9 protein-coding genes are annotated in these 12081 nt (G+C 50.2%); 4 read left to right on the forward strand and 5 right to left on the reverse strand.

The window, feature by feature from the left end; genetic code table 11:
- Window positions 1-406 precede the first annotated feature (406 nt).
- Window positions 407-1468 (forward strand): hypothetical protein, encoded by a 1062-nt coding sequence (locus tag BDT_RS07995; RefSeq protein WP_080602361.1) that lies wholly within the window; start codon window positions 407-409, stop codon window positions 1466-1468.
- On the forward strand, window positions 1468-1893 hold the full coding sequence (locus tag BDT_RS08000; RefSeq protein WP_015090736.1) for a hypothetical protein: 426 nt from the start codon (window positions 1468-1470) through the stop codon (window positions 1891-1893). Before BDT_RS07995 ends, BDT_RS08000 begins: the two co-directional genes overlap by 1 nt.
- Before the next feature lie 53 nt (window positions 1894-1946).
- On the opposite strand, the gene gspF is transcribed toward BDT_RS08000, so the two are convergent.
- The 4 genes from gspF to gspC form a co-directional block, all read right to left on the reverse strand.
- Window positions 1947-3164: a type II secretion system inner membrane protein GspF gene (gene gspF, locus BDT_RS08005; RefSeq protein WP_015090737.1), complete on the reverse strand. Its 1218-nt coding sequence runs from the start codon at window positions 3162-3164 to the stop codon at window positions 1947-1949.
- A 124-nt stretch (window positions 3165-3288) separates the two neighbouring features.
- The gene (gspE, locus tag BDT_RS08010; protein ID WP_235046311.1) at window positions 3289-4914 is read right to left on the reverse strand and encodes a type II secretion system ATPase GspE; all 1626 of its coding nucleotides are present in this window, start codon (window positions 4912-4914) and stop codon (window positions 3289-3291) included.
- A 74-nt stretch (window positions 4915-4988) separates the two neighbouring features.
- Entirely contained in the window at window positions 4989-7286 is a 2298-nt protein-coding gene (gene gspD, locus BDT_RS08015) for a type II secretion system secretin GspD (protein ID WP_015090739.1), read from the reverse strand.
- Window positions 7287-7329: 43 nt separating this feature from the next.
- Entirely contained in the window at window positions 7330-8244 is a 915-nt protein-coding gene (gene gspC / locus BDT_RS08020; RefSeq protein ID WP_015090740.1) for a type II secretion system protein GspC, read from the reverse strand.
- A gap of 253 nt (window positions 8245-8497) precedes the next feature.
- Here gspC and BDT_RS08025 point away from each other — a divergent pair, with 253 nt between their 5' ends.
- A complete protein-coding gene (locus BDT_RS08025) occupies window positions 8498-8986 on the forward strand; it encodes a hypothetical protein (protein ID WP_148278768.1) in 489 nt (162 codons plus the stop codon).
- A 73-nt stretch (window positions 8987-9059) separates the two neighbouring features.
- Window positions 9060-10538, forward strand: a complete 1479-nt coding sequence (locus BDT_RS08030) for a methyl-accepting chemotaxis protein (RefSeq protein WP_015090742.1) — start codon at window positions 9060-9062, stop codon at window positions 10536-10538.
- Between the two features lie 3 nt (window positions 10539-10541).
- On the opposite strand, the gene BDT_RS08035 is transcribed toward BDT_RS08030, so the two are convergent.
- Entirely contained in the window at window positions 10542-11996 is a 1455-nt protein-coding gene (locus BDT_RS08035) for a hypothetical protein (RefSeq protein ID WP_148278769.1), read from the reverse strand.
- Window positions 11997-12081: the final 85 nt, after the last annotated feature.

A 12081-nucleotide genomic window follows, 5' to 3' on the forward strand; every position in this document is an offset into this window, starting at 1 on the left:
ATTGAGGATAGCAAAACCTAGCCCAAAATCAAAGGACAGAGCGGCAGCCGGACTAATGTCACATAATAATTCTTCGCTCTGTTGGCTGCGGTTATGCGACGCCCGGAGAATTCGCTGTGGGAACCCTTCTCGCCTCGGACAGTCCTCGCTCGTGTGTGTCCGTTTTGTTTCGAGTCGTTTTGTAGGCTCGTCTGCGGAACTCGGCGCGCAGGGTTCCCACAGCGAACTCTCCGGACTCGTTAATCGAATCACAAGAGGACTTTATGGGACAATAGTCGGGACTGCCTTTGCTGGGTTGTGAAGGTATGGGGATAGTTTGGGATGGGGAGTTTATGGGTTACTTTAGGTTTTTGGTTGGACGTTTGTCTGTCTTGTTTTGAGTAAGGAAGCTGCCGATAAGTTTGGGATGAGAAGTATATTTGGTGTCGTGTTCTTGTTTTTGATGCAGGCGCAGGCGTTTGAGATTTCTAAGAAATCAGATCGGCTTGTTTTGTCGGGGGCTTGTGAAGAGGGGAAAAGTATTTATTCCTCTTTGGCGAAGTGGAGTAGGAATGCCAAAACCGGCAAAACTTGTGACCCTGGTTCTGTGATGGATCAGCCGGGCGAGTCATGTAATTTCGATATCACGGATTGTGTGCCTGAACATGTGGTCAAATATCATGGGGCCACGCCTGAAGTGGACGGTCCGAACTGTTGGAACTTGTCCCTGGTGATGAGTAATATTTTGCCTTCCATGCGTTATTCGACTCCGGAAGAAATGAATTTCTATATGCGTCCGCCTCTTTGCCGTGCGCTAAAAGACGGTGAAAAGAAAGAGCCAGGGGATGTGGGAGCCATTCGTCAGATCGCCGGCGTGGGTAAGACCAACGAATATCATGGTTTCATTTATATCGACGAAAAGATCGCCTATTCAAAAAATGGTTTTAGCAGCATGGCCCCTTATGCGCTTCAAACTCTGGATAAGGTTTATAAAACCTATGAAGTCCCCAACAAGCAGGAATGCCGTCAAAATGTCATCAATGCCAAAAGCTCTAAATGCGGGCAGGCCGTGGCATTTTACCGTTGTGATTCCATGGAAAACTATTTGAAGAACAACCAGAATGTGCCGGATCAGGTTCGTGAAACGTTCAAGGGGATGGATGCAGCTGAAAACTGCGTGCAGGAAGCCTTGTTCAAAGGGGATGCGTTGGGGGCTGAAGCCCGCAAGAATCTGCGCGAAACGGGGCTTGCTCTGGTTGAATACCTGAAAGATGCTAAAAACAAACCCGAGATCGCCAAGATGAAACCTGACGAGCGTGACTTCATGCTGGGAAGTCTGCAACTGCGCCTGGCTGCATTGGGTGACCAATTGCAGGTGGTGGCGATGGATAAGCAGGATCGGGAAACCTTTACGGCAGCGGGCGAATTAAGACACATTTCTGAGATGGTGCAAGCCTCTGCAAAGCAGCTGAAAAAAGGAGCTCGCTAATGAAAAATGCATTCTTGATGTTGTTGGCAGGATTTGTTTTTGCGGGCTGTGGGTCTGTTTGGAAGGGGCCGGAGCCAGCGCCCGTGCGCAAGCCTGATAATGCCTCGGTGACGGCGCAGGAATTGAAAACCTGGGGGCCGGTGAATCTGTTGCAGGGGCTGAAAAGTCATTGCTGCAATGGCGTGATGATCGAAAAGACGGCAGTCACTTTCTGGGGCGAAGCCGAGATCGCAGAACTGCAGAAATACGTGGACGACACAACTCCGTCAGCGCCGGTCTATCGTCCGTCCAGCGCGGTGATGTGCCGCGGACCAAAATATGTTTCATCCGTGGGGCGTGAAGCCCGCCACTTGATCGAGGGGATAAAAAAAGGGACTTACCCCGTCTCGCAATGCTCCACCTACGATCTGCAATTCTCCGAATAAAAAAAGGAGCCCCAAGGACTCCTTTTTTTTGTTTCTATTTTTTGCGCTAAATTCTACCCCGCAACGTTCGCCATTTCGAACATTGGGACCATGACGGCCATAACGATCATACCGATCGCGGCACCCATGATAACGATAACGATCGGACCCATGATGCTGGTCAGACCTTCCAATTTGGTTTTTACCTGGAAGTCATAGGCGTCAGAGACCTGGCTTAGCATGTTTTCCAGCTCGCCGGTTTTTTCACCGATGTTCACCATGTGAATCACGATAGGCGGGAACTGGCCGGATTTTTTCAAAGGACCGGCAATAGATTCACCCTCAGAAATATTGCTGCGGGCTTCATCGATCGCTTTAGCCAGAACGTGATTGTCGACAACGTTTCTGACAATATCCATCGCAGCCAGCATCGGCACGCCACCGTTAAGCAGGGTTGCCAAAGTACGGGTGAAGCGGGACACTGCCACCATGCGAACCGTCGGGCCGATCAGCGGTAATTTCAAAGAAATCGCATCCCACTGGTTTTTACCAGCCGGAGTGTTTCTCCAGTTACGGAAAAGCAGATACACAATCAGCATGCTTCCCAAAATCAAGTACCAGTAATTCACCGCGAACTGGGACGCATCAATCAAAGCCACCGTGTACCACGGAAGCTGCAATTGCGGAGCAGACTCAAACACGGTCACCATTTTCGGAATCAGGAAGATGAACAAGAAGCCCATCAAACCAAACGTCACAACCAGCATGATCACCGGATAAGTCATGGCACTGCTGACTTTAGCGCGCAAATCGGCCTGCGCCTCGGTGAATTCCGCCAGACGCATCAAGATGACATCCAAGCTTCCTGACATTTCACCGGCTTCCACCATTGACACATAGATCGTGGTGAAAACGTTCGGGTACTTCAACATCGCTTTATGCAAAGTTGAACCTTCGTTGACCATGTTCTTACAGTCGGCCAAAGCTTCTGCCAGCGTCGGGTTTTCAACCTGTTCAGAAACGGCTGTCAGCGCGTCGACCAAGGGAATGTTGGCTTTGATCAAAGTCGCCAGCTGACGGGTCATCAAAGAAAGGTCTTTGACGCCAACAGTTTTTGTGGCGCGGGGACCGGATTTCTTTTTTGGATCGACCTTCTTTTTGTCTTTGATGTCGATGACAAAGATATTGTCTTTTTTGAGCTTGGTGCGGGCCGCACGCTGGTTCTCAGCGTCGATGGTCCCTTTAACGTTTCTTCCGTCTTTCGACAGGCCTTTGTACTCAAAAATAGGCATCGTGGTTACCTTGGTTAATGACTCTTCAATTGTGGCGGCGAGGCCGCCTTTGTTTTTATTGAAGCAGCCGAAGCTGCTTCAGCCTACGCCCTGCCGGGGCTTCGGCTCTGCCCGGCAAGCCGGCTTAAATATCCAGTTGCGTATTGGAGGTCAGTTCTTCAATTGTCGTGATACCCGCAAGGACTTTTTGAATCCCGTGGTCACGGAAGGTCCTCATTCCGTTGGCAACTGCTTGTCTTTTAATTGTATTACCGTCTTTACGCTGCATGATCAATGAGCGGATGTCATCCGTTACGATCATCAACTCTCCAATATTGGTACGACCGGAATAACCTTTCTGCGAGCAGTGGTTGCAACCCATTGCTTTGCAGATATTGGCCTTGTTGGCTTCTTCGCGAGTGATACCCAGCAGCTGAATTTCGAAATCCGTGGCTTCATGCGGGGCTTTACAGTGCGGGCAAAGAACACGCACCAAACGCTGGGCGATAACACCCGTGATGGAAGTTGCAATCAGGAACGGCTCAACCCCGAAGTCGATCAGACGGGGGAAGGCCCCGGCGGAGTCATTCGTATGCAGTGTGGATAGAACCAAGTGACCCGTCAAAGAGGCCTGGATCGCCAGTTCGGCTGTTTCCAAGTCACGAATCTCACCGACCATGATGATGTCAGGGTCTTGACGAAGGAAGGAACGAAGGCCGGCTGCGAAAGTCAGGCCGATCTTTGAGTTCACTTGCACCTGACCGATACCGTGGATACGTTGCTCCACCGGATCTTCAACTGTCAGGATATTCACGTCAGGCTGATTCAGCTTGGAAAGGGCACCATACAAAGTGGTGGACTTACCAGAACCCGTCGGACCCGTAACCAGGAAGATCCCGTAGGATCTGGTCAGGATGTCCTCTTCCATTTTGGACAGATTATCCTGAGAGAAGCCCAAAGCCGCCAGTTCGCGCACCACAGAAGACCTGTCTTGAATACGCATAACCAGACGCTCACCGAACGTGGTAGGGACGCAAGACAGACGAATATCGATATCTTTACCACCGACTTTCAAAGGAATACGACCGTCCTGGGGCAAACGCTTTTCGGCGATGTTCAGATTGGCCATAACTTTGATACGGGACGTGATGGCGTTTTGAAGCTTTTTAGGTGGTTTGAACACGTCGAACAAAATACCGTCCGTACGGAAGCGCACGGCCATGTCTTTTTCATAAGGCTCGATGTGGATATCAGACGCTTTTTCTTTCACCGCACGGAATAGAAGGCTGTTCACCATCTTGATCACCGGAGCGTCATCTTCGCCGGCCTCAAGCAAATCCACGATAGGATCATCCAGGTCGTAATCTTCTTCGGCGATTTCATCCAGACCCGAAAGATTCGCGGTGCTTTTTTCGTAAACTTTATTGATCGCATCCTGAACACGGCTGGAGGTGGTGATCAGAGGGCGCACGCGCTTTCCGAACAGCACCTTCATGTCATCCAGGGCTTTGAGGTTCACCGGATTACTGGTCAGTACCACCAGCAGGTCCGCGTCTTCCTTGTAGGGAAGGACGTTGTGCTGTTTTGCGTAGTTGATAGGAAGGTCCCGGATCAAGTCGACTGCGATCTCGCTGACGGGGATGTCCCGGATAAAATCCAGGCCCAGTTCTTTGCACAGATCGGAGACCACTTCATCCGCCGTGGAAAATTCCTTCGCAGCCAAAGCCTCGCCGACGGTGACGGGTCTCACCACCGAAGGGTTGTTTAACACAGAACGGATTTGGTCCTGTGTTAAAGAGGTCGATTTGGCAAGTATCGTTGAAACATCCACGGAGGCCATCAGAATTACTCCTCAATAATAGGTTCAGCAGTTGCAGGAACATCCGCATCAGACGGAGCTTCTGCTTTGCGGCGGATTTCATCCAGTTTGGCGCCGTATGGATCCACGCCGCCCTGAGCTTTTACGAAATCAACGCGTTCATCAAGCTTCTTAGTCACAATGGCATTGGCTTCGATGTTGTTACGCACGATTTTCGGAGTCAGGAACACAACCATGTTCGTTTTGTCTTTTACGATCGTGCGGGACTTGAACAGCCATCCAATAATTGGAATATCGCCCAGCAGAGGCACTTTCGTGACGGACTCCTGGTCTTGTTCTTTCATCAAACCACCCAGAACCACCGTGTCGCCGTTATTCACGTTGATCACAGTTTTCAGGGAACGTTTTGCCAAAGGCTGTGTGGAATCCTGGAACGCTTTCGGTGTGGAAGCTGTTGAAAGCTGGGCCACCTGTTGCTTGATTTCCATGCGGATCTGATTCGAAGCCGGGCTGATGAATGGTTTGATCGCAAGTTTGATCGTCGCGTCTTCAAACTGCGGAGTTCTTACCGTCGTGCCGCTGGTTCCAACGTTTTGCACGTTTTCACCGACAACGACTTTGTCGCCCACTTCCAATTCACCCTCTTGATTGTCCAAAGTCATCAACTGAGGAGTGGACAGGATGTTGGCTTTTTTCGCGGTTTTCAGGAAGTTGATGAAACCCAAAAGACTAGGGATCTTCAAAGTCGTTTTGGAAACCGGATCCGTCACTTCCACCGTTTTACCCTGACCGAAGCCGATCACGGCACCAGAACCACCTGTCGGGGACAGGAAGTCATTGATATTGGAAAGACCGTTGAAACCGACCTTGCCGTAACCACTGTCGCCGTACTGGTAGTAACCAATACCCCAGGAATTACCGTCATTCACAGACATTTCCATGATAATGGCTTCAACAAACACCTGGTCACGAGGGGTGTCAATTTTAGAAAGGATATTCAGAACCACATCGTAATCCTGCTTGCTTGCAGTCACGATCAGGCTGTTGGTGGTTTTATCAGCTGTGATTTTAACATCGCCACCGAAGATTTCCTGAGGAGCTTGCATCCCTTGAGAACCCAGCGGGGACAGCAGACTGCCACCAGTTGCCGGTTTTGGAGCGGCATCCTTGGTCACACCCTGAAGTGTTTGAGCGATCTTTTCAGCATCACCGTGGCGAACGTTGTAAACGTAAACGCCACCGGATTCTTCAGCGCGGATTTTGAAGTCCAACTGAGAAATCAGCTTTTTAATACGCACGATACCGGATTTGTTACCCACTACGATGATAGAGTTGGTACGGTCATCCGGAATCGCCATAAAGAAGCTTGCGCCCTGCTGGGATGTCGCACCCGCAGAACGGGAGAATCTTGGAACGCCGGCAGTGAAGGTGCCGGGAGCAGAACCTTGAGTTTTATTGCCTTTATTGACGATTTTATCAACGAGGTCCGCAAGATCTTTGGATTTAGCGTACTTAACCGGGATCACTTCAAGTTGTTCTTCAAATCCTGGAACATCCAGCTGGCTGATGATTTTCATCACGCGGTCGATATTGGAACCGTAATCCGAGATGATGATGGAGTTTGTTGGCTCGTAGATGTTCATTTCGCCGTCTTTGGACGGCAGGATGCGCAGGTCACGGTTCACTTGAGAAGCTGAGATGTGCTTCAAGTGGATGATACGTGTGATCATCTGATCTGCGTTAGGGTAGTAAGCGCCGGAGAACGTTTCGATGTTATCACGCTGGGCATTTCTTGCGGATTTGACTTTCAGGAAGCTTCCGGAAGGAACCACGGTGAAACCATTGATTGCCAAAGCGGACAAGAACGCTTTGTAAGCTTCAGAAACGGTGATCTTGGTTGGGGCGATGATCGTGATTTTGCCACGAACGCCCGGATCGATGATGAAGTTCTTGCCGGTCAATTCGCTGATCGCGCGAATGATGTCAGAAATCTCGACATTCGGGAAATCGAAAGATTCGATGGTTTCCGGGAAGTTTTTGTTATTGATGTCTTCAATCGGGGCTTTGGCAAACTTGTCTTTTTCCGCCTTGGTCAAAGGGGAGGAACCGGTTGCTGCCTCAGAACCACCGCGTGGAGCCATCCCGGACGGACCGCCGGAATTGCCGCCGCCAAAATCAGAAGGAGCGGAGTCGCCACCACCCATGTCGCCGAAATCCGGTGGCGGTGGTGGAGGCGGGAAGTCCTCAAACTGAGCCTTTGCTGCCGGGCCCACAAGTTGGGCCGTCATCAATGAAGCAAGTCCTATGCTGACGTTCTTTTTCATGTTGCTTCTCCTCCTGAGGAGTTGTCTTAAAATCCTTTTAAGTCTATTGGATATTGTACGTCATGGTTTCGTTTTTACCGTTACGTTCCACTTGAAGAGTCACTTTTGGTGAGTTCTTCAGGGTGTTGTAAAGTTCCATGGCTTTTGCAGGGCTGTCGACAGGGGTGCCGTCGACAGACTTAATGACGTCCATTCTTTGGATGCCAAGTTGTTCGTAAATGCTGCCTGGTTGCATGTCCAAAATGCGGAAACCGTTGATGTTGCCGGTGCCGGGCTCACGATTTGGAACCGCACGGGCTTGCATCAGAATGCTGGACAGATCGTTGGTGTATTTCAATAGGTCTGCACGTTTGATCACGAAGTTGTTGTCGCTGACTTTTTGGACTTCTTTGCCGGAATCACCTGTTGATTTGCCAGCGCCGAAAGCGACTTTGCCGCCTTCTTTTTTCATTTCGATGTATTCAAGACGGTTTGAATTCAGATTGCGGAATACCACCTTTTGGCGTTCCACTTTCATGATTTCAGCCATGCCTTCGATCTGTTTGCCGGGGCTGTAAGAAACCACACCTTGCTTGCCGCGAATTTCAATGGCGGCCAGGGATTTTTCAGGGTTGGAATGCACCAAAGTTCCGATCAGATTCAAAGGCAATTGCGACGGAACCGGATCTGCTTCGCGTTGGGCTTCTGCGCCTTTGGATTTGTCCACCAGCGCATCCGGAATCACACCGCTGGAAGCAAAGATGTTACGACTGGTGATAGAGTTGTAAGCACCACGGCTGACGCCGGCTTCAAACTGACTGGATTTCGGATGGGACGGGGGAGCAGATTGCGGAAGCATCTTATCGCGATAGGCGAGAATGCCCAGATCGGCCACGCAGTAACCAATAAATGCAAAGAGAATATAGGGATACCACTTTTCAAGTGGTGGTCTTTGATTCTTCGAGTTGCGTGAAGTCACGGCTATACAATCCTTTGTAATTAACCAGCATTACTGCTGACAGCTCCTAGTCCTTGGGCCTCTGGTTAGCCTATCAAAAAGGCTTGGTGACTGCACTAAAAAATACATACTGGACCCTGGTCTGGGTCTTGTATTTTTCTGCACACATTTCGTAAAGATAGGTCATGATAGGGATATGAGAATTCTCTACTTCACGGATGGAGCAGGAATCGATCTCTTGGGTATTCGCGAATCCTTATTGCGGATCCCGGAGGTGCTCACCTCTCTACGTCGAGGCCAGGAACAGGCACGATACGTAGATTTGATGCAGGTGATGGCATTGCCGGACGAAGATTTTCGTCTGGTCCCTTCTGTATTGAGAAACTACCTGATCAATTTAGTGCAACGGGGACTGCATCAGCGCTGGATCAATCGTGATCACCGCGCCGATTTGATCCTTCGTCGTATCAATCATCGTAACTTTGCTGAAATTAAGGCAGAAGTTATGAACTTCATCCATGGAAAGCTGGAAGGCCGTCCGGTGGCGACCAAGGATCTGCATTTGTTGCATTTCCTGAGTTCCATCGAAATCACCATTATCGGTCCGGGCTACGATGAAATCGAAATGTGGTTGCGTCGTGAAATCTCAACCCGCAGTGATGTGAAGGTTTTGATCAAGGATGTGATTGCGTCCGATCCGCAATTGGACTGGTTCTGGCCGCACGTTTCTGAAACGATGGTTTCCTCGGCTGGACTTATCTAAATAAACAAAAGTTACACCCTTAAGACCCCATAGAAAATACCGAAAAGCCCTCCACAATTATGTGAGGGTCGCTATGAACGTGTTCGCGAAAGTTCGTCTTTTTAATTTATTGTCAGTCGGTTTGGTGTTGGCGCTGTATGTTTGTATCGGCACAGCGTTTCACTATGAGTCTGAGTTGAATCGGGCCCACGAATCGAAGTTTGAATCCATCCAACTGGCGCAGCAGCTGCGCGATGATTCTGCGGCGTTGACCCGCAATGCCCGCACTTACGTGGTGACCGGGGATAAAAAGTTTGAAGAGGAATATTTAAAAATTATTGCCGTTCGAAATGGTGATGAAGCGCGTGCGGATGGCAGAAAAGTGTCCGCGAAAGTCCTGATGCAGGAAGCGGGATTCACCGCAGAAGAGTTTGCTTTGCTGGCGGAAGCCGAAAAGCGTTCCAATGATCTGGTGAAAACTGAAACAGCGGCAATGAACGCAGTCAAAGGACTGTATGCTGACAGCTCCGGCCAATTCACTGTGCGAAAAGAGCCTGATCTGACCTTGGCGCGCCAACTGATGCATGATGAATCCTATCACAAGTTCGTGAATACCATTGGTGAACCCATCGATAAATTCGAAGCCGTGTTGCAGGCACGTGTGCGTGGGGCTGTTGAAAAGGCATTGTGGTACGCAAAGCTTGCCCTGGGCTGTGTCGCGGTGATGATTATCGCCTTGTCAGTGACGATGTTTATGTCGTCTTTCTCGCTGAAAGAGGGCATTCGTCTGCAAACTGAATCTTTGTCGGCCGCTTATGCGCAGATTCGTCGTCTGGTCACTGATCTGACCGGCTCAAGTTCTGCGTTGTCCGCGGCTTCTACAGAATCTGCAGCTTCCCTGGAAGAAACCGTGGCGTCTTTGGAAGAGCTGACCAGCATGATCAAACTGAATGCGGACAACGCGAAGATGGCTTCTGACGTGTCGCAGGTTTCCAAAACCACTGCCGAAGAAGGCGCGCAAGAGATCGCTTCCCTGATGCAGTCAATGAACGAGATTGCCAGCTCTTCAAGAAAGATCGAAGAGATTGTAAATGTGATTGATGATATCGCGTTTCAGACGAATCTGCTGGCGCTGAATGCGGCGGTTGAAGCAGCCCGTGCGGGCGAGCAGGGAAAAGGTTTTGCGGTGGTTGCGGAAGCAGTTCGCGCTCTGGCTTTGCGCAGTGCCACTTCGGCAAAGGAAATTTCCGGATTGATTTCTGAAAGCGCAAATCAAGTGGAGCGAGGGCAGGCAGTTGCAAAAAGCAGCCACGAGGTTCTTAATAAAATTGTGGCTTCCGTGAATAAAGTGGCCAGTCTGAATAACGAAATCGCAACCGCCAGCCAGGAGCAAAGCACCGGGGTGTCGCAGATTTCCCAGGCGATGAATCAGCTGGATCAGGTCACGCAAACCAATGCATCTTCTTCAGAAACTATTTCTGAGGCGGCGGGAAGTTTGAATCATTCCACCGAAGGACTTACAGCCACCATCAACAATCTTGAGACCCTGACTGGTCTCAAGAAAGCCGGCTAGAAGTTAATTTCCACACATGCCGTCAAATGAGCTCTTACCCTTGGGGTAAGGTTTGCAGACCTTGGCGGCAAAGCGCGCACCGGCCGCATGTTGTGAAACCGTCCAGTCAAAATCAGTTTCCCAGGACTTCACCGTGCGCACCGCTTTACGGCAGGATTCCATCGTCAAACCGTTGCCACAGATGTTTAAGCTCACTTCCGTTTTGGCAATCAACCACTGCAGGAACGGGTGCGGGCCCCACAGCTGATCGCGCGAACAAGGCAGACTGATGCCGGCCACTTCGCCGCTCACATGCCAGGAAGAATAGATGCCGCTGGCAACCATGTTATCCATGTACTTTTCCAACATCTTGCGTGCGCGTTCTTCAATGCGCGGCACGGACAGATCAAACGGTGCACCGACAGTCTTTAAGAAGTTACAGAAAGGATCTTTGGCCACCTTGTCATAGCCGCATTGCTTTTCGCGGCCACGTTTCAGCGTGGTTTCAATGACGGTTTGTTCAAAGGTGCGACCCATGCCACGCAAGGCGACCTCTTTGGTTCTTTGCAGGCTCCAGAACAAATGGGCCGGGGTTTCAATCTGCTGACAAAGGCGAATACCGCGATAAAGGTGGGCCGCCATGGATTCAACCTGAATGGCCAAAAGGGGGCTTAAGCCGGCCTCGATCATTTGGCAGGTCATGAAAGCCGCGCCCATCACATGATAGTTTTTAGAGGCAATTTGAACGTCTTTTTTGCCCGGGTACTGAATGCTCAGAACTTTCTTTTTCAAATCATCACTGATGTCCGATGCTTTGGAAAGTCCACCAGCCACATAGAAATCTGCGAATTGGGAAGGACAGACCGTGTTGATTTCAGAGTTCCCATCCGTCGGGGAATAAAGCTCGTCGGAAGATATACCCGTGCTGGTCAGTTTGATTTCAACATCCTGATTGGTGAATTCACCCTGGTTTTTATCATCATGTCCGCAAAGGCCAATCAGACTCATCGCCACGTTGGGATTTCCGTTGGCGTACTTCAGAGCTTTTTCATACAGCCAGCCGGGTTTTAGGTCCTTGCGGTTTTTCCCTGCCACGTCCCCCAAAGAGGGCCGCGCATGACGGGATTTATCACCTTCAGCGGTTTGGCGCTGTTTTGTGCTTAGTTTTAAATCGCGATAGAACAAATAGGCTTTTTCCGCAAAGCAGGCATTTTGTTCGAACTGCTGTTCAAAGAACAAAGCCACGCCGGTGTTGGCGTTGGCCACTTCGTTGTCATAGGAATAGGACTTCAGGGAAAGAATGTTGTAATAGCGTTCCAGGCCGTCTTTTACGCCCGAATTGGGAAGCTTGCTGATCAGGGTTAAAGCGATCTTGTTGGCGGAAGAGATGTTGTTCACATCCGGCCCCAGGTCGCTGGCTTGAGCGGTCAAAGAAAGGCTCAAAACCCCGGCAACCAGGGCTTTAGAGAACTGTTTCATTTTGAGATGGCGCACTTGAGAGTTTCCCATACCGGAAAATGAAGCAAAACCAGCGCCTGCTTGGGATAAGGCAGGGTTGATTTAA

This window comes from Bdellovibrio bacteriovorus str. Tiberius, assembly GCF_000317895.1.
Taxonomy (GTDB): Bacteria; Bdellovibrionota; Bdellovibrionia; order Bdellovibrionales; family Bdellovibrionaceae; genus Bdellovibrio; species Bdellovibrio bacteriovorus_F.